Origin of the sequence: Sphingobacterium sp. UBA2480 (genome assembly GCF_002341965.1) — a bacterium.
Lineage (GTDB): Bacteria > Bacteroidota > Bacteroidia > Sphingobacteriales > Sphingobacteriaceae > Sphingobacterium > Sphingobacterium multivorum.
On record NZ_DDPA01000001.1, the window covers coordinates 753606 to 780239 of the forward strand.

Below are 26634 nucleotides of genomic sequence, written 5' to 3' on the forward strand. Positions count from 1 at the left end.
AAGAATTAATAAATGGAAGAAAAGAATATATATGATTTGTTCTACAGCGGACAACTAGACCTCTTTATTATTGAAGGAGAAAATCAACTACGACAAAACGATCAAGATGTGACGCTTTGGACACACCTCGCCATCGCCTACCACGATCAGCTATTTTATGAGGGCCACGAAGCTATTTTCGATGTGATTCAGGAAAAAATGATTCCCTATTTTCAAAAAGCATTGGCCATCGAACCTAATAATGAAACGACTCTATATCATATACTGAATTATGTTTTAGACAATCAAGCAACACTAGCGCAAATTGGTCGACCAAAATCCCATATTACCGAAGACAATAAAGGTTTATTTATCGAATATGCAAAAAAATTAATCGCTTCCCCAAATATGTCCGGATATGGTCACAACTATTTAACCAATATCTACGAAGGACTCCAGGATGATACAGCTTTGCTCCCAGCTTTGGAGGCGAGTATTGATTTCGTTAAAGAAACATTCAAGGATGAACGAGAAACCTCTGATCATAATTTTTCCCTCTTTTGGATAAAGAAAATATATCTGCTCGACCGTACAAAACAGATCAACACATCCAATATTTTAGCTTTAATGGAAGCAGATTTTAAGCATTTCATCAGCAGCAACGAAATGAATTATGTGGATCTTGCTGAAATTGCTTACGAAAACAAAGCAATCGACCTAGCATTGCAGATTTTACTTAAGCTCATCAAAGGGGAAAACTCAGCCGTGCATATCCATCAGGAGCTGGTTAAATGGCATACTCGATTTGAAGAATTGATTGCCGAGGGGTATGAGCACCCTGAGGTCTTCTACTATCAGCTTATCATTGAGCGTAATTACTCGGAAGAAATCGGAATCCCGCTTGACTATTATTATCTCCATGCACTCAAATTGATCGACGCCTATCCTGACTCTTACGTCGGTTACCATTTTGCGGCAGCCTATCTCTATGACGAGGGACAGTATGCTGCTGCTATTCCATATCTGACTATGGTAGGCGAACGGAAATGGAACGCAACATCCTGGCGACGTCTAGTTGAATGCACTTTTAAAGCCAATGGAACAGTTTACGATCAGGTCCCTACTTTCAATGACCTTCCCCGTGAATGTTACAATGAAGCTGTTATGCTATCTGATTTCATTCACTCCCTGGACAACTTAACCGCAGTCGATCAGTCTGCACTACAATTGCTCGTCCTCGGACTTTACCGTCAAGCCTACGACGCCTTCAAGGACTATTTTGAACAAAATAAATACGAAAGTGACTATTTTGGAGGCAGTCACAATAGGGCCATGAATTGCAATAATCTAGCTTTAGCTTATAAAGAAGCCGGTGAATTGGAAACCTGTTACGCTATCGCAACCGAAGGATTAAGCTATTCCGACTTTGAAGAACTTCATTTCACCCGAGCCGATACCTTGTCAGCCTTGGAAGATTACGTACGTCTCGAGCAAGTACTTCAACAGTACTTTGACACCTATCAGATCTCGTTGGAAGCCACTCTTGCGCAGCAAGAATTTACTTCGGAAGAAGACGAAGAGGACGAAGAAACGGAGTCTGCCATATTTCCTCCTTGTTACCGCATGCTTATGCATCAAATCGACGTCGAATATCAACTGGGTCGTACAGCGGACATTCAATCCCGGGCGCAACAGCTTCTGGAGTTTATTTACAAATTCTATATTGATCATCCCAATTTAGACGAATATCACTACCGTGACTTTGAAGCGTCAAAGAATGGGATCGAGCATATTATCTATCAGATAACCGAACAGGATAATTTAGCGCAACGCATCTCTTATTACGAACAAATGGCTAAACAATATCCACACGAGGCCCAGCCTCAATATGTGTTGATGCAGCTATATAATGAAAAGAGCAACTACAAAGCCATGAACATCGCTGCGCAGCAATATCTTAAAAATAAACCGGAATTTATTATCGACAATTTCGACAAGGCAAAAACACTCTATCTCATCATTAAAAGCCATTATTACCTTATGGAATTTAGTGCAGGTAAGGAAACATTCCAAAAGCATGATAACTGGGTCCAATCGATCATGGAGCCTAATGACTATGTTCTTTGGTTAAAATTCGGCATTGAACTTTTGGCCGAAAGCGGAGCTATAAACGAAGTAGATAAATACGTCAAAGTTTTCAACGGTATTTATGCCCAACACGATTGGGGTTATGACGATGATGTCGAATCGGTTAAATTGGCAGAAGCACATGTGAACTATAAAACTGGGAATCTGAAAAAAGCACACAGCTTACTTGATGAAGTGCTTTCCTATTCGGATCACTCTCCTCTGGCTGATGAATATAAACGTACCTGGAAAAAGCCAGGCTTCTTCTCTGGTTTTAAATTTTAAGTACTTCTTTTGCTTAAAAAAAGAAAGAATTCCAAACGTCGCTCCATGTTATTCGGCCCTCAGAACCCAAATAACATGGAGCGAATAAAAAAGTCCTTAATGCCAAAAAAAGTTAAAAAGGAAGCAGATTCTGCCCAAAACGACTATATTTGAACTGACATGGCAATTAAGCGACTTATACTACTTTTTTTAACCTTAGGTTTTCTGTTAAGTGCACCCGGCGCTTTTGCCTGCCATAAAATGAATGCACACAGCAGTCACACCCAAGATGATGCTACCACTGACAAAAAGGACCATTGTTGTGCAAAATTTAAATCTTCCAAAAAAAAGGCTTTCTGTAAACATCATAAAGCCTGTAAAAATTGTAATTGTCAATGTGCTTATAGTTGTACGATTTTGGCAATTTCCAACCCTCTTGAAAAAGGTCATGAGCTTTGCGGTATAGCCATCAAAAAAAATTATAAACCCATAGCGCCAACATTTATTTCTGAAGGATATTTCTGTCCCTGGGTTCCGCCAAAAATAAGTTAATTCTCGTATTGATCATTTATCAATCATTTTTGATTACTTATTTTTATATATTCTTTTATCCAATCTTATGAAAATCCAACACTATATCATAACAGGGGCTTTAGTGCTATCCTCTTTGACAAACTATGCACAAGACAACAACACCGTGAACAACAATGTTAAAATTGCCGGGAACTGCGGTATGTGTAAAAAAACAATAGAAAATGCAGGAGCCGCCGCTCAGGCTAAAGTTGAATGGAATGAAGACAACCAAACAGCGACAATAGCCTATGATGCAAAGAAAACGTCCTTAGATGCTGTATTGAAAAGTATCGCTGGAGCAGGCTACGACAATGAAAAATACCTTGCTGCCGAAGACACCTATGCTAAGCTACACACTTGCTGTCAATACGAAAGGAATTTAGCTCCTCCAGCTTCAGACGCCCCCCAAGATGCAACCATTGCAGCGGTAGCTTCAGTAGATAACATCAGCAACGCAAGCAATTTTCAAAAGATCTATGACCAATATTTTCTGCTTAAAGATGCGCTTGTAGCAGCGGATGGTAAACGAGCTGCAGGCCTCGCAAACGATCTTGCCGATGCTATCGCCAAGGTCAAAACTGCTGATCTAACGCAAGCGGAACAGGACGTCTGGAAAACCAAAACAGCATCACTCAAAGCCATTGTAAAGAGCCTACAACAGGCCAAGGATATCAGCAAACAACGAGAATCCTTCGCAATTTTGTCAGAAGATATCTATAGTTTGTCCAAAAACTCAAAACCATCTTCTGCTGTTTATTATCAAAAGTGCCCGATGTTCAATAAAGGTAAAGGTGCCACTTGGTTAAGCCGTCATAAAGAAATCAAAAATCCTTACTATGGCGCAAAGATGCTAACCTGTGGTAGCACAATTCAAACGCTTTAACAAATAACGTCAGTTAATCGACTCTTAAAAGGTTTATCTCGTCGGGAGATAAACCTTTTTTTGTAATTGCTGCCGCAATGATCGATTTTTTATAAACCAAAATAGTATATTTAATATCAGCAGAAATAGGTTCGCTTAAATGACAATATGCGTATATTATAAAACAAGGTTCGATTCATGGAAAAAGTAATTATTACAGGTGGTGCCGGAGCTATAGGTCTTCATTTAACAAAACTATTGGTTGCCAATTTCTATGAAGTTATTATTTTTACTAGAAATCCGAAATCCCATCCCGCACAGCCGAATGTCAGATACGTACACTGGGATCCCTATAAGCAAGAGATAGATGCCAAATCAATTCAGGAGGCCGATTATATCATCAACCTGGCAGGCGCAAACCTCAATGCCAAACGCTGGACAAAAACATATCAGCAAGAAATTATCGCCAGCCGGGTCGAAAGTGGGAAACTGCTCTACCAAAGTCTTAAACAACTACCTAATCAGGTAAAAGCAGTTATATCTGCCTCCGCTATAGGCTGGTATGGAACTGACGATCCCTACCAAAAAAGACCTTTTACAGAAGGAGACCCACAAGGGGGCAATTTTCTATCCTGGGTTTGCAACCTCTGGGAAGGAAGCGTAAAACCTATTGAAACACTGGGAAAAAGACTCGTTGTCTTCCGTTTTGGAGTCGTTATCAGTAAGGATCAGGGAATGCTAAAAGAAATCGGACGCTTCCTACCCTTCCGTTCAGTTCCGATATTGGGTTCTGGCAAACAGATGCTCAGCTGGATCCATATGGATGATCTCTGCCGCATGCTGTTATTTGGTATACAAAATAATACCATAGCCGGGATTTATAATGCCTGCTCGTCTGAACCGCTTCCGCTTGCCGAGTTTACCAAAAGAATAGCGAAACGTCAATACGGTCCATTCTACATACCCCTCCCAGTCCCATCACTGATGATTAAGCTGATGCTCGGAAAAAAAGGAGAGGAAATGGTACTCAATGGGACATGGGTGAGCAACAAAAAGATTGTTCAGGAGAAATTCCCTTTTAAATATCCCCTTTTGGACAATAATTGTATAGATAATTTACATATCGATTAATTGTTAATTCGCGTTAATTTCCGCCCTTTTTGGGACAAAATCCGTATATTTGCGGCTTATGAAGATTTTTAGATATGGCGCAAAGGGCTCCGAAAAAGCGGGAGTCATTTTAAACGAAAAGAAATATGATGTTTCGGAAGGAAATTTTCAATATAACCGCGATTTCTTTGCGGATATTGCAAATTTGGAAAGACTTCAAGCATATATAATTGAAAAAGGCGACAAGCTTAAAGAGATAGCCGACGACGAGCGTATTGGTACACCATTGGAAGCTCCTTCCAAAATACTTTGTGTAGGACTTAATTTCGATGATCACGTCAAAGAGACCAAATTACAACAAGCTTCCGAGCCTATTGTATTTATGAAATCTGTATCTGCATTCAATGGCCCTTTTGATGGAATTACCCTTCCGAAGTTCTCTGTAAAATCTGATTGGGAAACCGAATTTGCCATTGTAATAGGAAAAAAAGCTTCTTATGTTACTGAAGAAGAAGCTTTGGACCATGTGTTTGGCTACGTGCTACACAACGATGTGACAGAGCGTGAATTTCAAATCGAGCGTGGCGGAACCTGGGACAAAGGTAAAGGATGTGACACTTTCGCCCCTATTGGTCCGTTTATAGCAACCAAAGATGAAATCACAGATATCGATAACTTAAGAATATGGCTTAAACTCAATGGTGAAATCATGCAAGACGGCAATACAAGTGATTTTATCTATCGTGTGCCCAAATTGATCTCTTATTTAAGTCACTTTATGAGCTTACTTCCAGGCGATATCATTTCCACAGGATCGCCTGCCGGATCTGGCATGGGCAAATCTCCACAAAGATTCCTGAAAGATGGCGATGTCATCGAATATGGTATTGATGGACTTGGATCGGCAAAACAAGTGATTTCAGCTTATCAAGGTTTATAAAAAATAGATATCTGGGTTCTTTCATTCTTTTTCAGTCTGAAAGAGCCCATTTTCTTTCACTTGATTTTATTTTATCCCCGGCATTTGTGTACATTTATATCAACATCATCCATTTGTCCAACTAAAATTGCTAAATCCCTACAGGGTCAATGATTCAACTAAACAACATATCCAAATCTTTTGCGGTAAAAGCGACACGTATTGATGCTTTAAAAGACGTCTCACTGTCTATTGCAAAAGGTGAAATTTTTGGTGTAATAGGCGCTTCCGGAGCGGGTAAAAGTACTTTGATTCGTTGCGTCAACCTTTTGGAAAGGCCAGACAGTGGTCATGTAATTATAGAAAACAACGACTTGATGTCGCTGCCTGCCAGTGATCTTATGTTAAAAAGACGGAAAATTGGTATGATTTTCCAACACTTCAACTTGCTGTCATCACGAACAGTTTATGGAAACATATCCTTCCCGCTCGAACTTGAGGGCAAATCGAAAGAATTTATCAGCGGAAAAGTGTTGGAGCTATTACGTTTGGTTGGGTTGGAAGACAAAGCCGACGTGTACCCTGCAAATCTTTCAGGAGGCCAAAAACAACGCGTTGCCATCGCGCGTGCATTAGCCAATGATCCTTACATTCTACTTTGCGATGAGGCTACAAGTGCCTTAGATCCAGCGACCACAAAATCTATCCTCAAACTGCTAAAAAAAATCAATAAGCAGCTTGATCTTACGATATTATTGATTACGCACGAGATGGATGTTATAAAAAGTATTTGCGATCAGGTTGCCGTATTAGACCACGGAAAATTGATTGAAACTGGTCCGGTAGAATCAATATTCGCCAATCCTCAGGAAACAACAACCAAAAACTTTATTCAGTCTTCACTTGAAGTTGAAATTCCACTAAGTTTTCAGGAACGCTTGAAAAGCGCTGGAAACCCACTCGTAGAAATCTATCTAACTTCAAATGAAGAATCCATCCCATTTATACAACATTTGGAACAACAATTTCAAGTCAAGACAAATATCATCACCGCTCAAATAGATTATATTGGCGAAATGAAATTTGGTGTTATATTAGCCGAACTATCGGGTGAAAAAGAAAATGTTATGCATAGTCTATCTTTCTTAAAAGAAAAGCATTCACAAACTAAAATCTTAGGCTATGTCTGATCAGGTATTTAATCTTCTGCTATCGGGTACTTTAGAAACCCTAACCATGACTTTCTTATCAGGTTTCTTTGGTTTTGTACTGGGTCTTCCACTCGGGATTTACCTGTTCTTGACCCGCAAACATCAACTGCTCGAAAACAAAGCCATGCACCAACTTGTTTCATTGCTGGTGAATGTGTTTAGGTCTATCCCCTTTATTATACTTATCGTATGGATGATTCCGTTTACACGCAACCTTGTCGGAACATCTATTGGTATGGCCGCAGCATTGGTTCCCTTGAGTATAGGTGCAGCTCCCTTTATTGCAAGACTTGTGGAAAATAGTCTTCTAGAAATTCCAAATGGCCTGATTGAGGCCTCAAGAGCAATGGGAGCAAATGCCCAACAGGTAATTTTCAAAGTTTTACTTCCTGAGGCTCTCCCCTCGCTGGTAAACAATGCAACAATTACGTTGATCACACTTGTTGGATACTCCGCGATGGGTGGCGCTGTAGGTGCCGGTGGACTTGGACAGATTGGTTATCAGTATGGTTATGTCGGATATGATACTTTTATCATGAATTCTGTTCTAATTTTATTAATTTTAATCGTATTCCTGTTACAGTATACAGGAGACTACATCTCAAAAAAAGTAAACCATCGTTAACATAAATTATATCATATGAAAAAATTGAACTATGCATTTGCAATCTTAGCCTTCAGTCTCGTATCGATTGTGGCATGCAACAACAGCGAAAAGAAAGAGAATACCCTTAAAGTCGGTGTGGTATCCGGACCAGAAAAGGAGCTTGCAGAAACGGCTAAGAAGGTTGCAAAAGAAAAGTTCAATCTTGATGTGGAGTTGGTAGCTTTCAACGACTATGTTGTGCCCAATGAAGCCCTAAATCAAGGAGATATCGATGTAAATGTATTTCAGCATCAGCCTTATTTACAGGAACAATCCAAACAACGCGGTTTTACAAAGTTAACCATCGTCGGAAACACATTTGTATTTCCGATCGTTGCCTATTCTAAAAAAATAAAAAGCATCACCGAGTTACAGCCTGGCGCCAGTATTGCCATCCCCAATGATCCTACCAATGGTGGCCGCTCACTTTTACTTCTCCAACGCGAGGGCATTATCGGCATAAAAGAAAATGTAGGCATACAGCCTAAAGTAACAGATATAGTAAGCAACCCTAAGCAGATTAAAATCATTGAGATGGAGGCACCACAGTTGCCGCGCGTTCTGGATGATCCTCAGGTTACAATTGCCATCATCAACAATAGTTTCGCCGCTCAGGCTGGGTTGGATCCCGAAAAACAAGGCTTATTCACAGAAGACAAAGAATCACCTTACGTTAATCTGATTGTTGCCCGTTCGGATAATAAAAACGATGAAAAGGTGCAGCAGTTTATTCAAGCGTATCAGTCACCTGAAGTGGAAGCTACCGCAAAAAAAGTCTTCAAGAATGGCGCCATTAAAGGCTGGTAAAATTTTTAAAATACAAGTGATAGCATCAGATCAATTATGCCCCTGTGGCTCTGGCAATACCTTTGGAGAATGCTGCCAACAAATTCATCGTTTCCATGCCAAAGCAACCACAGCAGAGGCATTGATGCGTGCACGTTATAGTGCTTTTGTGACACAACAGATCGATTTCCTATACGATACATTTCACCCCTCGACACGACGGTTCCAAAATAAACAGGCCATTGGGCAATGGGCGCGGGACAATAAATGGATGCAACTCGCGATCCTGAAATCTACACTCCATACGGTCGAGTTTGAAGCACATTATCTGGATCCACAGATGGAAGTTCATATTCACCATGAAAAGTCTACCTTCAAAAAACAAGGTGATTTATGGTACTACGTTGACGGGCGCTGATATAAATAGTTTGCTTGCAAGCCATTGGAAAGCATACCAGACTATCAACAACAGCTTGCAAGCAGCTTTCCGTTCCATAAAAATTCTCTTCTATGAAATAAAATGTGTTTTCAACTAAGTCCTTATTTTTGCTCATAAAAAAGCAGTCTCAACGGGGATGTCAAGACTGCTTTTCTGCAACGAATATTCGTTAGTTATTTCTATTAGATCGCCTGTTCAGTATCTTCGCGATAAGGAGCTTCTTCATCAAACTCACCCTCCCATTTAGCAACAACAACGGTTGCTAAACAATTTCCGATCACATTGACAGAGGTACGCGCCATATCCATGAGTTCATCGATACCTAAAATTGCAGCAATGACAAATGTTGGTAAACCAAACTGATCCGCTGTCGCAATCAAAATAATTAATGAAGCCCTTGGGACAGCAGCAACACCTTTGGAGGTGATCATCAATGTAAATGCAATCATCAATTGATGTCCAAACGACAAATGGATACCAGCCGCCTGAGCGACAAAGATGGCAGCCAATGATAAATAGAGTGAAGTACCATCCAAGTTAAAACTATATCCTGTCGGAATGACAAACGAAACAATCTTACGTGGCACACCAAATTTCTCCATTGCGCTCATTGCTTTCGGTAATGCCGCATCTGAACTTGTAGTGGCAAATGCAATGGAAACAGGTTCCTTAATCGCATTTATAAAACGTTTAACAGGTATCTTTAAATACAAAGCTACAGGAAGCAATACCAAGCATAAAAAGCATACTAAAGCAAAATACAGCGTCGCTAAAAGCATGAAAAGATTCTTAAGGATATCGACACCGAGATGCCCCACAGTGTAAGCCATGGCAGCACCAACCCCGATAGGCGCAAAGTACATAATCATGTTCGTAAACTTAAACATCGTTTCAGACATACTTTCGGTAAAATCAACCAAGGGTTTACGCTTTTTCTCATCGACCATTGCCAGGCCAATCCCGAACAAAATTGAAAATACAACAATCTGTAAAACTTGGTTATCCGCTACAGATTTGACAATATTTTCAGGAAACAAGTCGCGTATAAAAGAAGTGAACTTGTATACAGGATGCACATGGTCCGGAAGGGTTTTAAGGATATGCTCATCCATACTTTCCTTCGGCGCAGGGAGTTCTTCATGTGGCATATGTGCAACATCAACGCCCACTCCTGCTCGAGTCAGGTTTATAGCACCTAAACCAATAAAAATAGCACATGTCGTTGCGCAAAAGAAATAAAGCATCGATTTCCATGCCATACGTCCCACCTGTTTCAAATCAGAATGCCCTGCAATTCCATATACAAGCGTAGCAAAGAGAATCGGTCCCACAATCGTCTTGACTAACTTGATAAAACCTTTACTCAAAGGTTGCAGGGAAATCGCTAGATTTGGAAAATCCAACCCGACAAATATCCCCATAATCATACAGGTCAAAATCCAAGTGGTCAAATTTTTCTTAAAGAGCGCATTTACAACCAAAACGGTAGCAACTATCCAACGGACAGCCATTAGAAATTCATGCGAAAAGCCTACAACATCAAATTCGTATAATACAGCAATGATACAAGCTAATGTAACTGTGATTAGGGTTATCAACCCTATTTTGGTTTTTAACATTTAAAAGATTTTAATGGTCAAAAGAACAAAAATAAAAAAATACTATGCTTTTGCAAATATTATTATTCCAAATAGCCAAGATTCACAACAAAATATCGATTTCGCCAAAATAGAAAGGCACAAAAAAGGCAGGAAAATTTCTTATCCTGCCTTATATTTTAACGGAACACTAAATTTATTCCGCGTGTAACCAAGCTTTTTTCGCTAATAGCTCATCGTTCGATTCACGTACATCTTCGTCATCCACACAACAATCTACAGGGCAAACCGCTGCACATTGAGGCTCATCGTGGAAACCTACACATTCCGTACATTTATCTGAAACAATATAATAGACTTCATTAGAGATCGCTTCTTGAGACTCGTTGGCATCCAGTGTAACACCATCGCCAAAATCAATAACCCCATCCAAAGCCGTCCCATCTGAGAATTTCCAAGTTACACCAGCATCGTATATTGCATTATTTGGGCATTCCGGTTCGCAAGCACCACAGTTAATGCATTCGTCTGTAATTTTAATCGCCATTTATAACCTCACAATTATGATAAATAAACTATTTTTGCATTATCAATATGAAACAAAGTCTGATTGAACAATAAGGCTAGTTGATTCACGTTGATTAATGTTAACAGCACAAATATAATACAAATTTGTGTATTCATCTTTTAAAATTTTAATATTTTGACAAAGCAACAACGAATAAATGCATTTGTAAAATTAGGCGAGCGGCTGCAAGAGCGACCTGATGATTTGATTCAAATCATTCAATTCGCCCAACATAAAAACCCCTGGTATACGCCTCAAAATGTTGAACGTGCCATTCAAGCCATTGCTGCCAATCTGACAATAGAAAAGCTGAATCACTGGTTGGCTCCTTATCCAGATCTAAATTCAACGAAAATTGTAGGATTAATTCTGGCCGGCAATATCCCCTTGGTTGGCTTCCATGATATGCTATCGGTACTGATCAGTGGCTTTAGAGCCAAAATCAAAGTCTCATCGGACGACGCAGGATTGACAAGTTATGTGCTCCGCCTCCTTAAACAAATTGACCCGTCCTTTACCGATGCCTTTGAAATTGTTGACAAACTAAAAGATTTCGATCTGGTTATAGCAACAGGTTCCAACAATAGCTCGCGTTATTTTGACTATTATTTTGGAACCAAACCACATATTATTCGTCGCAATAGAAATAGTGTTGCCATCATCGGTGGACAAGAATCTCCCGACCAGCTTGAATCACTGGGACATGACATCTTTGATTATTTTGGGTTAGGCTGTCGCTCTGTATCAAAGTTATTCATTCCAAAAGATTATCCAATAGCACACTTCTTCGAAGGTATCGCTGCGTTTAACAACGTGACGGAACATTTTAAATATAATAACAATTACGACTACAACAAATCCATCTATCTGATCAACGGCGACAAGCATTTTGATAATGGATTTTTATTGCTAAAGGAGGATGAGCGCACAGCTTCTCCCCTTGCTGTAGTTTATTATGAAACATACGAAACACTGGCTGAAGTTGAAAATAAACTCCAATTAGCGCAAGAAAATATCCAATGTGTTGTATCAGAAATAGCTTTAAATGTGCCCTCGCCAGTATTTCGTTTTGGAGAGAGCCAATGCCCTGCTTTGGATGATTTTGCTGACGGCGTGAATACATTGGATTTTTTATTCGCAAACCAATAAGCTTCCTTTAAATTCATAGTAAATAAATTGCATTAAAAATACTAACTTTGAAATTATGTATATCATTAAAGTAAAAGGTGTCGCCAAAATCCCTGATTATGTTCAATTAAGAGATGATGCCTTCACCTTGCTGGCATATTTTAGAGTCGACCGCCCAGATAAATCACTTGATAAGATTGGATTAGGAGAAAAGGCAGAATATATCATGCAACTGGTTAAAGAAATGCCTTTTGGGCAAATTAAAAAATTAGAATTTTAGCTTCCATGATTGAAAATAAAGTCATTACATTAAAAAACGTTGATATCTTCCAACAAAAACATTTGGTATTGTCCAATGTCAATTTAAACATTGGTAAAGGAGAGTTTATTTATCTTATCGGCCAGTCCGGCAGTGGAAAAAGTAGTTTACTAAAAATCATTTACGGCGATTTATACATCGGCAATGGTGAGGGAATGATTGCGGGCTTTGATCTTAAAAAGCTGCACGAAAATGATGTTCCCTACCTGCGTAGAAAATTGGGTATTGTATTCCAGGACTTCCATCTTTTATCCGATAGAAGCATCGAGAAAAACCTCGAATTTGCACTGAAAGCAACAGGCTGGAAAGATAAGAAAATGATCGATAGCCGGATATTGGATGTATTGGAAAAAGTTGGGCTTCGTTCCAAACTTAAGAAAATGCCACATGAGCTTTCTGGTGGTGAGCAACAACGCATTGTAATTGCCCGCGCATTACTAAATAATCCTGAAATTATTCTGGCAGATGAGCCGACCGGTAACTTAGATCCTGCGACATCAGAAGAAATCGTCTTATTATTGCGTGACATTGCCAATTCCGGAACGGCTATTTTAATGGCAACACACGATTATACCATTATCCGTAATATGCCATCCCGCATCATCAAAACTACTGATGGGGTATTACAGGACAATGTCAGTATCTAGACAGAAAACTGACATATAAAAATAAGATTCCGACAAATTGTTAGGCTTTTTTAATAAAATCTGACAAGCTGTCGGAATTTTATTGTTTGGCAAAAACTTTGACAAACGAAGCATAGAGTAAATTTTTGAATCTAATTTTAGCATTGAAGATATGAATGAGCAAGATAATTATTACGATGAAGGTCAAGATCCAGTAGAAACAAATTCTTCTGAACAACAGGAACAGCCTGCTGATAATATAGCAGAAGAACTGTCTACTGAAGAGAAATTGGCTGCAGAATTGGCAGAGGCAAAGGATAAATACATTCGTCTTTCTGCTGAATTTGACAATTATAGAAAACGTACAAGCAAAGAACGTGTTGAATTGATTCAATCAGCAGGAAAAGATGTCATCAGTAAGCTATTACCTACACTAGATGATTTTGACAGAGCGTTAACAGCCATGGAAACAGCGACAGATGTTGAATCTGTAAAAACAGGAATGGATATTGTTAACAACAAATTCAGACAAACGTTGTCGCAATTGGGGTTAAAGGAAATGGATACCATAGGCCAAGCCTTCGATCCTGAATTACAAGAGGCTATCACAGCAATTCCTGCACCCACAGCAGAATTAAAGAATAAAGTAGTTGACGTGATCGAAAAGGGGTACTACCTAGGTGACAAAGTGATCCGTCACGCAAAGGTAGTTATAGGTCAATAATATTAAGACGATGTCAAAAAGAGATTATTACGATATACTTGGTGTCTCGCGGTCAGCGGACGAGAAGGAGATTAAATCAGCATATCGCAAATTAGCGATAAAATACCATCCGGATAAAAATCCTGGTGATCATGAAGCTGAAGAACAGTTTAAGGAAGCTGCTGAGGCATACGATATCTTGAGCAATCCACAAAAACGTCAACGTTATGACCAATTTGGCCATGCCGGTAATTCTGCAAGTGGTGGTTTTGGCGGTGGCGGCGGTATGAATATGGAAGACATATTCAGCCAATTTGGTGATATCTTTGGTGGAGGACATCCATTTGAAAGTTTCTTTGGCGGTGGCGGTGGCCAGCGTGGCGGCCGTCGGGTAGCTCGCGGAAGCAACTTACGCATAAAAGTTAAATTAACACTCGAAGAAATTGCCAAAGGCGTCGAGAAAAAGGTAAAGGTCAACAAACAAGTGGTCTGTCATTCTTGTGACGGATCTGGTGCTAAAGATAAATCTTCGTTCCATACCTGTAAAACCTGTGGCGGATCAGGATCAGTTCGAAGAGTAACAAATACCATCTTAGGACAAATGCAAACAACAAGCACTTGCCCTACGTGTAATGGTGAAGGTGTTGAAATCACAGCAAAATGTACAACTTGTAGAGGTGAAGGACTCGAACGCGGTGAGGAAACAATTGCGATCAATATTCCTGCGGGTGTAAGTGAAGGCATGCAACTTTCCATGAGTGGAAAAGGAAATGCTGCTCCGCGTGGCGGCGTCCCAGGAGATTTAATTATCCTGATCGAAGAAGTACCACACGAAAGTCTAAAACGCGACGGACTAAATGTAATCTATGATCTATACATTAATTTCGTAGATGCGACCTTAGGCACTAGCGTGGAAGTTCCTACAATAGATGGAAAAGCGAAGATCAAAATTGAGCCCGGTACACAAGGCGGTAAAATTTTACGGTTAAAAGGAAAAGGTATTCCCGAAGTCAACTCTTATCACAAAGGGGACCAACTTGTATACGTTAATATCTGGACACCAAAAGCTGTGTCTAACGAAGAAAAAGAATTATTGAACAAACTGAAAGAATCACCAAACTTTAAACCTCAACCAGGTAAAAGTGAAAAATCATTCTTCGAGCGAATCAAAGAATATTTCGATTAAAATCGGTCTTTCAAATACAAAAAAAAGCCATTTGTCCGCTGTTGACAAATGGCTTTTTTTTATCTTCTTACTTGAAATTGACAATTAAAAACAAAAAGTCAGGCCAATATCATTATCGTTAAATAGAAACGATAAAAATAAAAATACACTAAATTTTAACGCGCTGAACCACTATCAATTACCATAATGGCAAAACATCTAGACAATCTAGTGACAAAAAATTAAAATAAGATTTCGATATTTGACTAACAAATTTAAAAAGTCAGGAAGTATTTACTGGCTTATTAGAACAAACTATTTTAAATAAAAAAGACATGAAAAAAGTTTTACTAACATTGACTGCCATTGCAGGTTTAACAATAGCAGCACAAGCGCAAACTGAACAAGGAAAAATTATGGTTGGTGGTCAACTTGGCTTCGAAACATCAAAAGTGAAAGATACTGATCATAAAAATAATTCATTCTCAATTAACCCAACAGTTGGTTACTTTGTAAGCGACAACTTGGCAATTGGTACTGGAATTGGTTACAACTGGGGAAAAACTGAAACAAGTAAAGATAATAGCGTTAAAAACGATGCTTTTCAGGTATCACCTTTCGCTAGAAAGTATTCTGCAAATGGCCCTGTAAGATTCTTTGCTCAATTGTCAGTTCCAATGGCGTGGGGTACAACCACAACTGAAGTAAATAACGTAGAGACAAAAAATAAATTCGAATCATATGGTGTGGAACTAGCTCCAGGTTTAGCTTACTTCCCGACAAGCAAAATCGGTATCGAACTAAAAGTCAGAGGTTTATATTACAACTACAATAAAGATAAAACGAATGACGTTGCAGTAAATACATTTGGTCTGAACGTTAACTCATTAGCGCCAACTTTAGGTGTACAATTCCACTTCTAGTCAGTACGGAATTTAACAATAGGAAAGGCTATAATTACTTATAGCCTTTTTCTCCTGTCAAAATTGTTACTAATAATACCGTTTAACAATCCGGAGTTTGTGTGTGTAACGGTTCTGTTCAGCATTAAAAATACCCTCCGTATCCATCCGATCGACACGCACTTTCGCTGAAGCGTGAATAATCGTATCGCGATCCAGCATAATCCCTACATGGGTAATCCTTCCTTCGGCGTTATCGAAAAAAGCCAAATCCCCTACCCGTATTTCCGAAACAAAATCCACTGTCTGCCCCATCTCCGCCTGCTGGTAAGCATCGCGAGGTAAGGAAAGGTCAAAGCAACGATAAATCAATTGGGAGAAACCGGAGCAATCAATTCCCCATTGTGAACGTCCACCCCATAGATAAGGAACGTCATTATAACTTAAGGCCAATCGCACCACCTCGGTTTCAAATTGCTCTCTGGTAAAGGTATTGATACTACCTTGATACGTTAATGTCAATGGCGATAAATTGAAGGTATTCCCTGTATTTAGATAAAGCTTGGTACCATGACAGAGCTGAAATTGTGTTGTATCGGTAAAAAGAACTCCACCCTCCCGTCCAACGATAGTAGGTTTTCCACTCAGATAATGTTGCCTATCCAAGTCGTTTAGTTCCTGAAACTGTCCGTTTTGAATCCAACCCAAATAGTCCGTTTCCAATAGACGTATTGAGGTCCAATCAGCCTGTTCATCAAGGATCTCAAAAAGTTCTCCAAACAATACCTGAGAAACCATTTCACTGCGGTGTGCCTGTTCTGAACGTAACGGAACGAGAGCTAGTGTACAAATACCATATTTCATATGCTAAACAAAACAAAATCGTCAAAAATGTGATTATATATTATATGACGAAGATAAATTAATTATAGTAGAAATGGACAATACAAACTCAAAATTCAAAAGGATACTCGTCGCTGTCGACGACGAACCATGCTCAGAGAAGGCGATACTATATGCCAAAGAAATGGCCGCAGTATTTGGAGCCTCTATAGCGCTTGTCACTGTTGTTCCCCCTACTTCTCCGGCCAACTTTGGCGCGGATCCGCTATTAGGTCAGCAACCTATCATTGTTCCGGAAGTATCGGAAATGGAACAGGATAATGCACAAAAATACCTTGAGAAAATAAGCCGCGAGTTTACAGGTGCAGGCGAAGTATATCTTTTTAATCGAATCGGATCCATTAAAGAAGAAATTCTGGCGGCATCCCATGAGTGGTCCGCCGATCTTATTATTATGGGGACCAATGGACGGACTGGCTTTGACCATTTCATTTCTGGTTCCGTATCCGAGTCAGTCATTCGCAAATCAACTTGCCCTGTGCTCGTTATTCCCAGTAAATGTGACTGATACTAAATGATTTCTACATATAAAAGGCTATTTTTTCCAATGAAAAAATAGCCTTTTGCTTTTATTGCTTCTGAAAATTACCTTTTAATCAATCGCGCCACAAACATACTATCCGCTTTCTCTTCATAACCTTTCAAATAGTCCATGCGTTCGATTTCAAAACCAAAATTATCCACAATGTAATTGACAACATCTTCATTTTCCGCTTTAAAAATGGAGCAGGTTATATAAATCAAAGGCTTGCCCACTTTAACATGTCCTACTACATTACTTGCAATATTTTTTTGTAGTGCATTGAATTCGCCAATCTTAGCAGCCCGAAACTGTCTAATCATTTCTGGTGTACGCCCCCAAGTCCCCGATCCTGTACAAGGCGCATCCAATAACACCCCATCAAATCGTTCGCTCCCAAGAATTGCAAAGGTATCCTTGGTAAGATCGAGTATTTTCTTTCGGTAATGCTTTATTCCGGCACGGTCAAAACGTTCATCGAGATTTCGGAGAATACTCATGCGAACATCGGATACCAAAAGATTGACAGTCGGACAATCATCCATCAATAAGAGAGATTTGCCACCAGAAGCTGCACACGCATCCCACCAGGATTCCTTTTCAGCTGGATCCATATAATCCAACGTGCGCTGTGAAGAAAGATCCTGCACTTCTATCATCCCATCCAACACATCAAATCGCTGCAAAGATGTTCCATTATTCAAGGCAATAGTCTGATCGCCAATCATGGAATAAGGAATCTGATTGTTACCCAAAATAGCGCACACGACTTTTGTCTTTCCGCGTTTCACCCGAATATATAAATAAGGCTGGATCAACTGGCTCTCTAAAAATTGTACCATGTCGATCTCATCAGAAATATGATCCGTAAATGGAAAGAGGTCATTCAGGTTAAAAACGCCTTCTGATTCCAGAAATGCAATTTTGTCCTTCAGTGGTTGCTGGATCTTATCGCTGTACGAAGGCTCAAAAAGAGCCACCAAGGGGCTTTCGTGTTCACACAGGAATTCCGCAAGCACCAATCTACGCTGTTGTGACAGCTGCGAAGCTGCCGTTCCCAGACGAAAATAATTATAACATAAACGGGAAGTAGCCTTGCGATCGGATGATCCCATTTGCTTATTCAGCTTAAAAAAAGTAGTCAAATAACGCGAAAAGGGTTGATCCGCTTCAAAACCATCCATTGCCCGCTCAAAATTACGTATTTGCTGATGAACACGTCTTTCACTGAATTCCGCCATTCAAAGATTATTTTCTTTCAAATTTTTTGTTGTGATAAACCATTATACCCAAAGCTCTATTGGCATAGCCCCATTTTGGATAAAACTCAAATTTGTAATCGCTATTCAATCCCGAAAACTTATCCTGCGTCATCCGGCTAACATAATCTACGCCATATTTGTGGATCAGTCGACCGAAATACAACGCCGCGTCATAACCTTTATAAGAAAACTCAGACGGGTCCACTTTATAAGCCGATTTATAATTTCCAATAAATTTACGGGTATCACTATCACTCTCATTCACCAAGTTGGAAGAAGTAATAGTAAGTCCATAAAAATCCATATTTTCGAAATTCTCATACGAAAGCTTGGCCATGTTTGGATGTCCATACAACTTAAATTGATTACCTGGATTCAAAAAGCGTTCGTCCATCTTATCCAATAAAGCTTTAACAAGATTCTTATTGGCTGTACCACTTACAATATGATTTGAACCGGTCAAGACAAGACTATTATCCAGTTCAGCAAGATTATAAACCGTTTTCACTTTTGCTTGCGCATTAGCTTTTGAAATTTCGCTAACAAAATTGACTAGAAACTGTTTGCTTTCATCGTCACCGGCATCGTATACTAATATTTGATCACCCGTATAGTATTGATCAGCAACATATTTCGCCAATGTCTCGGAATGTGTTCGAATAGAAGGTGTTATGGAAACCAAATTAGGTAAGCTAAATTCAGAAGCCATAGTAGCCGCCAAGGGAGAAACTTGCAGCACATTCTTATTTGCAAATGTTTGCCCAAAGCTTTTTATCTCACGTGGATACACCGGGCCCACCACAAGTACGGCATCCTTCACATTGACCGCTGTCCCCAAGGTCGCATTATAGGCAACATTGTCTCGAGAATCAATTACTTGTAAATCAAATAAAGCGCCCTCTTTGGCAATTTTGTCAAGGCCCAACTGAAACCCCTGATAAAAATCAAGTGCCAGGGAAGAACGCTCCACATCTTCTTTTGTAATTGTACCGGCAATACCACTTAACTCAAATGGCAATAGTAGTGCTATTCGATTATTCTTCACGGCGTGCCCATTGACATTTTGCACATCGCCCACTTTGGCAATCGTCGTCTCTTTGTCAACGGCCGGTTTAGTCACAGCAGTTTGCTGTTCGCCTTGACCAGAGGAAGGCGAACGCAATACTGTGCTTTTTTTGGTTGTACAGCTTGCAAGGCATAATGCTACAAGTGCCGCAACCCATATTTTATTCCCACTCAATTGTAGCGGGCGGTTTTGAACTGATATCATATACAACTCTGTTTATTCCTTTCACATGGTTGATAATTTCATTTGAAATTTTTGCCAACAGGTCATATGGTAAATGTATCCAATCCGCAGTCATTCCATCAAGAGAACCAACTGCACGTAAGCTAACAACATGCTCGTAAGTACGCTCGTCACCCATCACGCCTACAGAACGCACTGGCAAGAAAATTGTACCAGCTTGCCATACTTTATCGTACCAGCCAGCTTCCTTCAGGTTATTGATAAAGATCGCATCAGCCTCTTGTACAATACGTACACGCTCAGGCGTAATATCACCTAAAATACGAATTGCCAAACCTGGTCCAGGGAAGGGATGTCTGCCTAAAATTGCCTGATCCACTTCTAAAGCTTTTCCTACTCTTCTTACTTCATCTTTAAACAACGTTTTAAGTGGTTCTACGACTTTCAATTTCATAAAATCAGGTAAACCACCAACGTTATGGTGTGATTTGATTGTTGCTGAAGGTCCTTTCACTGAAACCGACTCGATAATATCGGGGTAAATTGTGCCTTGTCCCAACCATTTCGCTTCAATTCCCTCAGGTAATTCCTTTTGGATTTCTTTTGCAGCTTCATCAAAAACATCAATAAATGAATTACCAATGATTTTGCGTTTCTCTTCTGGTTCAGAGATCCCAGCTAATCTACCATAAAATAAATCCTTGGCATTTATTCCTTTAATATTTAACCCCATATTTTTGTAAGAATCCAATACCTGCTCGTATTCATCTTTACGAAGCAGACCATGATCTACGAAAATACAATGTAAATTTTTTCCAATTGCTTGGTGCAACAATACCGCTGCTACTGTCGAATCTACGCCCCCTGACAAAGCCATGATAACGTGATCGTCACCCAATTGTTCTTTCAAAGCGGATACTGTTGTTTCAACAAATGCGTCTGGTGTCCAATCCTGTGCACAACCACAAATGTTTACAACAAAGTTTTTTAATAAGATAGCACCATCTGTACTGTGTGTTACTTCCGGATGGAATTGTATACCATAGGTACGGGTGCCTTTTACTTGATAAGCTGCAACGCGCACTTTATCCGTACTTGCAATAATATCAAAATTTGCAGGAACTTCTTTGATGGTGTCTCCATGTGACATCCATACCTGCGATTGAATGGGTACTCCTGCCAATAATTCATTCTCGCTATTGACAAACTGCAGATTTGCACGACCATATTCACGAATTTCAGATGGCAACACTTCACCTCCTGATTTTTGAGCAATGTATTGCGCTCCGTAACAAACTCCTAAAAGTGGGAAACGATCCTGAATAGCAACAAAATCAATTTGCGGTGCATCTTCTTGTCTAACAGAATAAGGACTTCCCGAAAAGATAACACCTTTTACGGTATCGTCAAAATCTGGCAATTTATTGAACGGGTGTATCTCACAATACACATTTAGTTCTCTGACACGTCTAGCGATTAACTGTGTGTATTGAGACCCGAAGTCTAGAATTATAATTTTTTCTGGCATGCTGCAAAGGTAAGTATTACGAATGAATTATTAAATGTCAAATCAGGAAATAATGCCTGCTTTTAATAGTTCTACTTCCATTTCTTTCTGTAGAATCAGCGCTTCCTCCCGTGCCCTTTCAGCGAAATCACGTCCGTTTGAGGCATAGATAATTCCCCTTGTGCTGTTTACTAAAAGCCCGCAATCTTTGTTCATACCAAATTTACAAACATCTTCAAGCGAGCCGCCTTGTGCCCCCACTCCTGGAACCAATAAAAAATGATCTGGTGCATGTTCTCTAATTTTAATAAAGCCCTCCCCACGTGTTGCTCCGACCACATACATCAAATTATCAGGTGTACCCCAAGTATTGACTTTATCGATCACCTGTTCGAACAATTGCAATCCTTCTTTGTTTTCAAAATTTTGAAAGTCCAGGCTACCTTCATTCGATGTCAACGCAAGTACGATTGCCCATTTATCGTTAAAATCCAAAAATGGTGTCACCGAGTCCTTCCCCATATAAGGTGCGATAGTAATACTATCAAATCCAAGTCCAGACGTCTTTTCATCAAAAAATGCCATCGCATAACGTCCCGACGTATTACCGATATCGCCCCTTTTTGCGTCAGCAATACTGAAACAATCCTTTGGCAACGCTGCCCAGGTTCTTTGAAGCGACTGCCAGCCTTTAATACCATAACATTCATAAAACGCAATATTAGGCTTATAGGCAACACATAAATCAGCTGTTGCATCTATGATGGCCTTATTGAAGCTATAGATCGGATCCTCATCATCTAAAAGATGCTCCGGGATTTTGGTGAGGTCTGTATCGAGTCCGACACATAGAAATGAGCGTTTCGCTTTTATTTGATGAATAAGTTCTGCTCTTGTCATACTATATTTAGAGATCTTAAAAATTATTTATTGATTAAATCTTGCATAAATTTGCCTACATCCGGACTTGAATAATCCGCCATACCTTCATGCCGTGTCGCGATCTTACCCGCTTTGTCCAATATCACCGTTGATGGAATCGGTCCCGAGAGCCATTCTTTTGGAATATCACTATTTGGAAAACTAATTGGCAGGGTCAACTGCTGTTCTTTCATGAAAGCCTCAGCCTTAGCCCTGTCGCCTTCAATCTCCACAATTAAAAACACCATATTTGGGTCATCTTTATACCGCTCATAGAGTACATTGATCGAAGGCATTTCGGCACGACAGGGAGCACACCAGGTTGCCCAAAAATTAATAAAGACCACTTTTCCCTTCAGATCCGCCACCTCGATTGTTTCTCCCCGCGAATTGACAAAGGAGACATGATTGAATGAAGCCTCTGGAGCCCGCCTGTCGGATTCTTTAGTAGCTGAAACAAGCTCCAGTTTAGGGTTGAAAAAACCCAGTTTCATTAAAAATTGCTGAAAATAACTTCTACTTGTTGGCCAGATCAACAAACCGATGAGCAGTACAAATACAACGTTTCCGATGATGTTTCTTGTCTTTGGACTCATTAGGCAATCCCGGTATTAAGCATCGAACTTATCCAACAGCTTCAATAAGGTCGCAAAATCCTTTGGATAAGGTGCCTCAAAAGCCATCTTAACTCCATTCAACTCAAATTCAACCTGTTTTGAATGGAGTGCAAAACGTTTTATAATAGGCTGCTCCTCTTCATCTTTGGACAATGTATATCCCCTTTTCTTAATTTGGGACAAATACACAGGTTTACCGCGATACATGTCATCCCCCACGATAGCGGCATGTTGTGTCGCGAGGTGAATACGGATTTGGTGCATACGTCCTGTAATAGGTTTACATTCCACCAAAGTATAATTCTTATAGTATTTGATCGAATTGAAGATGGTCTCGGCCGGTTTACCGTTTGCACGGTCAATAGATACGTTTTTATTGCCCTGGTTCAAAATGGGTAAATCGACAAGCAAGTCCTGAAAAGTATGTGTACCTCCTATGACCGCATGATAAATCTTATTCACTTTTCTTTTTTCAAATGCAATGGAGATTGTACGGTATGTTTCTGGATTTTTTGCAATTAGTAAAATACCCGAGGTCTCTTTATCCAGGCGGTGGCACACCTGTGCATCAGGATGATATTTCTTCGCCAAACGAAGAATATTGACCTCCCCTCCCTCACGTTCATCTAACGAAGCGACAAACGGCGGTTTATTGATAACGATCAAATTTTCATCCTCATGGATGATTAATTCTGAAAATTTGGGGAATTTAAATAGACGAGTCTCATTTTGTATCATTCTGCAAAAATACAAAACACAAGGCAGAATATTGGTCAATGTATGATAAAAAGCTTACTTTTGAACACACAATATAAGTTAAGATGTCTGTAAACAAAGAAATGAAACGAGTAAGCACAGCAATGCTGCAAGCCATGAAAGAACGTCAGGAAAAGATTTCTATGCTTACAAGCTATGATTACTCCATGGCCAAAATGGTCGATCAAGCCGGTGTTGACGTTATTTTAATTGGAGATTCTGCTGCTAACGTATTCGCTGGCTACGAAACTACCTTGCCTATCACCCTAGATAATATGATCTACCATGCCGCTGCCGTTGCTAGAGGTACCGAACGTGCCATGGTATTGGCAGATTTGCCATTTGGATCTTATCAGGGCTCCGCCAATGAGGCCTACAATGCAGCTGTACGCATGATGAAAGAATCAGGTGCGCACGCATTGAAACTAGAAGGAGGTCTTGAAATCATCGAAAACATCAAAAAAATCATTGCCGGAGGCATCCCTGTATGTGGACACCTGGGCTTGACTCCCCAATCCATCAATAAATTTGGAAATTTTGGTGTGCGGGCGAAAGAAGAACAAGAAGCCGCTAAATTAATAGACGATGCCCTCGCTTTACAGGAGGCGGGCTGTTTTGCCATTGTTTTGGAAAAGATACCTGCAAAATTAGCTAAAACAGTTACCGAAAAATTGGTGATTCCAACAGTTGGTATTGGAGCTGGACCGGATTGCGATGGACAAGTCCTTGTGGTTAACGATATGCTGGGTATGAATGCTGATTTCAAACCAAAATTTATGCGTCATTTCGCTAATTTGCACGAACAGATCACAACTGCAGTAGCTCATTATGTGGCCGAAGTAAAAGCGGTACAGTATCCGAACGAAGACGAACAATATTAGAAAAATATGCGGTTTTTGATCATTGGACTTATTATTCTTATTGCTTATCTGGTGATACGCAAAAAATTCAATCTATTTGGGTTTACCGAGGATATGTCCAGAAATTTAAAATCAGGTTTTCAGTTGATTGAAGCTTCATCTCCGGTCATCCAGGCAAATCTAAAGAAGAGCGTTTCCAACGCCATGATGGGGGTTGTCCTCATTTTGATCACCGTCTTGCTGTTCATGAAGATAAAAATTGTCCTGTTCCTGCTTCCGATTGCCTTTTTCCTGCTGGGTTATCTTTTTCTGTTCAACAACCACTTTAGTAAGCTCAAAAGCCAGCAAATCTGGTACAATGCCAAAACCAATGAAGTTTTTATTGAACAGCTCAAAGGAGAAAATTATGCTTTTAACATGTTTAAGGACATAGAAGCCGTTCAGAAAATCGAATCAATTCAAACGACCAAAGGTTTATTATACGGCTACTACCGTCTCAAGTTAAAGAACAAAATAGTAGAGATCCCCTATTTGGTCGCCGAAAACAAGCCGGTCAATAATTTATTTTTCGACACCATTAACCAAAATTTCACCATAACTGTTCAAAAACGTATTTTTCCAATCATTTAAAAATGAACAAATTGAATATCTAAAAAGAATGTGGTATATTTAGGTAATTAATAAAATTTGTTAAAACCAAAATATTTCACACTATGGGAAAAGGTGACATCAAGACCAGAAGAGGAAAAATATCGAATGGTTCTTTTGGAAAAAGAAGACCACATGTATCGAAAACTGCAATCAAGGCGGAAGTAAAACAAGAGGCTCCAAAAGAAGTCCAACCAAAAGCAAAATCAAAGAAATAGTAAACAGGAAGCTAGAAAGTTATTTCTAGCTTTTTTTATTTCCAACCATTCGCGCTCGTCCATTTCGCTGTCCATTTGCAAAGTTTTCGTGGTATTGTAAAATCCTTTTGACAACTGATATCGGCATAATAATAAACCTATATTTACCTGTTAAATGTAAAAAGTACATAAGAGACTATATCGTATGAATAAAAAATCGATCATTTACCTCCTTTTGGCCTGTGCTGTGTTTGGAGGTGGATACTTTCTGATAACTGCTAAAAAAGATAAAAAAGAAGCTGATAAGCCCAATGGAAAAAAAGATATGCCCGTCCCCGCACAGGCTATCATTGCCAAATCTTCCGTCGCCGATAGATCCATTAATCTCTCGGGAAGCATTGACGCAGAAGAGCAGGTTGAAATCAGAAGTGAAGTAAGTGGTCGAATCACCAAAATCTATTTCTCTGAAGGACAGCGTATCAAACAGGGCGAGCCCTTGATCAAGATCGATGATATTGAGCTGCAGGCACAATTAAGACAAGCGCAAACAACAAATCAGCTGAATGCCGAAAATGAACGTCGGGCCAAACTGCTGTTGCAAAAAGGAGCAATCAGTCAGGAAGAGTTTGATATTGCCAGTGCAGCCTTAAAAACCTCCTTAGCACAGATCCAGTTGATTCAGGCACAAATATCCAAAACAACCATCCGCGCCCCTTTTAGTGGCATGATTGGACTTCGGAACATTTCCGTAGGTGCCATTGTCTCATCCAGTACCCTGATTACAAATTTAGTGAAGGACAATCTTGTCAAAGTTACTTTTGCAGTGCCCGAAAAATACAGCAATATAGTTAAAATAAATATGCCCATTGAGTTCAGTGTAGCCAATGACCCAACGATCATTACAGCAAACATTTACGCTATTGAACCACAAGTATCACTTAACACCAGAACACTCACTGTCCGCGCCAGAGCGACGAACGATCAGGGCAAATTGAAAGTCGGATCCTTTGTTAACGTTATTGTGCCGATCGAAGTGGAAAACGATGCGATATCCATTCCTACAGAAGCTATTGTTCCCGTACAGGACGGAAAGAAGGTCTTTGTACTACAGCACGGCCTCGCCAAGGAAGTAAAGGTTGAAACAGGTGCACGTACCGACAAGGACATCGTTATTCTATCTGGCATCAGTGCCGGCGACACCGTTTTAACCACGGGCGTTCTGTCTTTAAAAGATGGAGCAAAAGTTAAGGTATCATTAGCTAACTAGTT

General features: G+C 39.8%; 29 protein-coding genes. 20 read left to right on the forward strand and 9 right to left on the reverse strand.

Annotated features, from left to right (window positions below; genetic code table 11):
• Positions 1–12 precede the first annotated feature (12 nt).
• From B3600_RS03365 to B3600_RS03405, 9 genes are all read left to right on the forward strand, one after another.
• Entirely contained in the window at positions 13–2391 is a 2379-nt protein-coding gene (locus B3600_RS03365) for a hypothetical protein (protein WP_286752069.1), read from the forward strand.
• Positions 2392–2550: 159 nt separating this feature from the next.
• The gene (locus B3600_RS03370) at positions 2551–2922 is read left to right on the forward strand and encodes a hypothetical protein (protein ID WP_112376367.1); all 372 of its coding nucleotides are present in this window, start codon (positions 2551–2553) and stop codon (positions 2920–2922) included.
• A gap of 67 nt (positions 2923–2989) precedes the next feature.
• Positions 2990–3826, forward strand: coding sequence for a DUF3347 domain-containing protein (locus B3600_RS03375; protein ID WP_070561111.1), 837 nt, complete (start codon positions 2990–2992; stop codon positions 3824–3826).
• 177 nt (positions 3827–4003) lie between these two features.
• Positions 4004–4936 carry a TIGR01777 family oxidoreductase gene (locus tag B3600_RS03380; protein WP_286752070.1) on the forward strand — a complete coding sequence of 311 codons (933 nt, stop codon included), beginning with the start codon at positions 4004–4006 and terminating at the stop codon, positions 4934–4936.
• A gap of 58 nt (positions 4937–4994) precedes the next feature.
• Positions 4995–5855 carry a fumarylacetoacetate hydrolase family protein gene (locus tag B3600_RS03385; protein WP_204991113.1) on the forward strand — a complete coding sequence of 287 codons (861 nt, stop codon included), beginning with the start codon at positions 4995–4997 and terminating at the stop codon, positions 5853–5855.
• Positions 5856–6004: 149 nt separating this feature from the next.
• Positions 6005–7024 (forward strand): methionine ABC transporter ATP-binding protein, encoded by a 1020-nt coding sequence (locus B3600_RS03390; protein WP_286752071.1) that lies wholly within the window; start codon positions 6005–6007, stop codon positions 7022–7024.
• Positions 7017–7670, forward strand: a complete 654-nt coding sequence (gene metI, locus B3600_RS03395) for a methionine ABC transporter permease MetI (protein ID WP_046672885.1) — start codon at positions 7017–7019, stop codon at positions 7668–7670. Before B3600_RS03390 ends, metI begins: the two co-directional genes overlap by 8 nt.
• Positions 7671–7685: 15 nt before the next feature.
• Positions 7686–8498, forward strand: a complete 813-nt coding sequence (gene metQ / locus B3600_RS03400) for a methionine ABC transporter substrate-binding lipoprotein MetQ (RefSeq protein ID WP_286752072.1) — start codon at positions 7686–7688, stop codon at positions 8496–8498.
• The gene (locus tag B3600_RS03405) at positions 8476–8895 is read left to right on the forward strand and encodes a YchJ family protein (RefSeq protein ID WP_070561116.1); all 420 of its coding nucleotides are present in this window, start codon (positions 8476–8478) and stop codon (positions 8893–8895) included. Before metQ ends, B3600_RS03405 begins: the two co-directional genes overlap by 23 nt.
• 203 nt (positions 8896–9098) lie before the next feature.
• Here B3600_RS03405 and B3600_RS03410 read toward each other — a convergent pair whose 3' ends face one another.
• Together B3600_RS03410 and B3600_RS03415 are read right to left on the reverse strand one after the other, a co-directional pair.
• Complete coding sequence (locus B3600_RS03410) at positions 9099–10535, reverse strand: dicarboxylate/amino acid:cation symporter (protein WP_070561117.1); 1437 nt, start codon at positions 10533–10535, stop codon at positions 9099–9101.
• A gap of 175 nt (positions 10536–10710) precedes the next feature.
• Complete coding sequence (locus B3600_RS03415; RefSeq protein ID WP_046672889.1) at positions 10711–11061, reverse strand: 4Fe-4S dicluster domain-containing protein; 351 nt, start codon at positions 11059–11061, stop codon at positions 10711–10713.
• 156 nt (positions 11062–11217) lie between these two features.
• Here B3600_RS03415 and B3600_RS03420 point away from each other — a divergent pair, with 156 nt between their 5' ends.
• The 6 genes from B3600_RS03420 to B3600_RS03445 all read left to right on the forward strand — a co-directional run bounded on the left by B3600_RS03420 (position 11218) and on the right by B3600_RS03445 (position 15946).
• Positions 11218–12231 (forward strand): acyl-CoA reductase, encoded by a 1014-nt coding sequence (locus B3600_RS03420; protein ID WP_112376359.1) that lies wholly within the window; start codon positions 11218–11220, stop codon positions 12229–12231.
• Positions 12232–12286: 55 nt separating this feature from the next.
• Positions 12287–12490 (forward strand): fructose-6-phosphate aldolase, encoded by a 204-nt coding sequence (locus tag B3600_RS03425; protein ID WP_070561119.1) that lies wholly within the window; start codon positions 12287–12289, stop codon positions 12488–12490.
• Positions 12491–12495: 5 nt separating this feature from the next.
• A complete protein-coding gene (locus B3600_RS03430) occupies positions 12496–13176 on the forward strand; it encodes a cell division ATP-binding protein FtsE (protein WP_070561120.1) in 681 nt (226 codons plus the stop codon).
• Positions 13177–13327: 151 nt separating this feature from the next.
• Entirely contained in the window at positions 13328–13879 is a 552-nt protein-coding gene (locus B3600_RS03435) for a nucleotide exchange factor GrpE (protein ID WP_112376358.1), read from the forward strand.
• A gap of 10 nt (positions 13880–13889) precedes the next feature.
• Entirely contained in the window at positions 13890–15044 is a 1155-nt protein-coding gene (gene dnaJ, locus B3600_RS03440) for a molecular chaperone DnaJ (protein WP_046672894.1), read from the forward strand.
• Positions 15045–15358: 314 nt separating this feature from the next.
• On the forward strand, positions 15359–15946 hold the full coding sequence (locus B3600_RS03445; RefSeq protein WP_046672895.1) for a porin family protein: 588 nt from the start codon (positions 15359–15361) through the stop codon (positions 15944–15946).
• Positions 15947–16015: 69 nt separating this feature from the next.
• On the opposite strand, the gene B3600_RS03450 is transcribed toward B3600_RS03445, so the two are convergent.
• Positions 16016–16789 (reverse strand): C40 family peptidase, encoded by a 774-nt coding sequence (locus B3600_RS03450; protein ID WP_286752073.1) that lies wholly within the window; start codon positions 16787–16789, stop codon positions 16016–16018.
• 73 nt (positions 16790–16862) lie between these two features.
• On the opposite strand from B3600_RS03450, the gene B3600_RS03455 reads away from it, so the two are divergent.
• Positions 16863–17336: a universal stress protein gene (locus tag B3600_RS03455; protein WP_046672897.1), complete on the forward strand. Its 474-nt coding sequence runs from the start codon at positions 16863–16865 to the stop codon at positions 17334–17336.
• 77 nt (positions 17337–17413) lie between these two features.
• Here the strand turns inward: B3600_RS03455 and B3600_RS03460 are convergent, their stop codons facing one another.
• The 6 genes from B3600_RS03460 to B3600_RS03485 are packed head-to-tail and all read right to left on the reverse strand — an operon-like array spanning position 17414 to position 23642.
• The gene (locus B3600_RS03460; RefSeq protein ID WP_286752074.1) at positions 17414–18589 is read right to left on the reverse strand and encodes an RsmB/NOP family class I SAM-dependent RNA methyltransferase; all 1176 of its coding nucleotides are present in this window, start codon (positions 18587–18589) and stop codon (positions 17414–17416) included.
• A 7-nt stretch (positions 18590–18596) separates the two neighbouring features.
• Positions 18597–19880, reverse strand: coding sequence for an ABC transporter substrate-binding protein (locus tag B3600_RS03465; RefSeq protein WP_286752075.1), 1284 nt, complete (start codon positions 19878–19880; stop codon positions 18597–18599).
• A complete protein-coding gene (guaA, locus tag B3600_RS03470; RefSeq protein WP_046672899.1) occupies positions 19837–21387 on the reverse strand; it encodes a glutamine-hydrolyzing GMP synthase in 1551 nt (516 codons plus the stop codon). The genes B3600_RS03465 and guaA overlap by 44 nt, the downstream gene beginning before the upstream one ends.
• Positions 21388–21429: 42 nt before the next feature.
• Positions 21430–22266: an orotidine-5'-phosphate decarboxylase gene (gene pyrF / locus B3600_RS03475; RefSeq protein WP_070561124.1), complete on the reverse strand. Its 837-nt coding sequence runs from the start codon at positions 22264–22266 to the stop codon at positions 21430–21432.
• Between the two features lie 23 nt (positions 22267–22289).
• Positions 22290–22883, reverse strand: a complete 594-nt coding sequence (locus B3600_RS03480; protein WP_286752076.1) for a TlpA family protein disulfide reductase — start codon at positions 22881–22883, stop codon at positions 22290–22292.
• Between the two features lie 15 nt (positions 22884–22898).
• Entirely contained in the window at positions 22899–23642 is a 744-nt protein-coding gene (locus B3600_RS03485; protein WP_286752077.1) for an RluA family pseudouridine synthase, read from the reverse strand.
• An 83-nt stretch (positions 23643–23725) separates the two neighbouring features.
• On the opposite strand from B3600_RS03485, the gene panB reads away from it, so the two are divergent.
• The 4 genes from panB (at position 23726) to B3600_RS03505 (ending at position 26632) form a co-directional block, all read left to right on the forward strand.
• Positions 23726–24541: a 3-methyl-2-oxobutanoate hydroxymethyltransferase gene (gene panB / locus B3600_RS03490; protein ID WP_070561127.1), complete on the forward strand. Its 816-nt coding sequence runs from the start codon at positions 23726–23728 to the stop codon at positions 24539–24541.
• Between the two features lie 6 nt (positions 24542–24547).
• The gene (locus tag B3600_RS03495) at positions 24548–25150 is read left to right on the forward strand and encodes a hypothetical protein (protein WP_070561128.1); all 603 of its coding nucleotides are present in this window, start codon (positions 24548–24550) and stop codon (positions 25148–25150) included.
• 83 nt (positions 25151–25233) lie between these two features.
• Positions 25234–25386 carry a 30S ribosomal protein THX gene (locus B3600_RS03500; RefSeq protein WP_070561129.1) on the forward strand — a complete coding sequence of 51 codons (153 nt, stop codon included), beginning with the start codon at positions 25234–25236 and terminating at the stop codon, positions 25384–25386.
• A 184-nt stretch (positions 25387–25570) separates the two neighbouring features.
• A complete protein-coding gene (locus tag B3600_RS03505) occupies positions 25571–26632 on the forward strand; it encodes an efflux RND transporter periplasmic adaptor subunit (RefSeq protein ID WP_070561130.1) in 1062 nt (353 codons plus the stop codon).
• Positions 26633–26634: the final 2 nt, after the last annotated feature.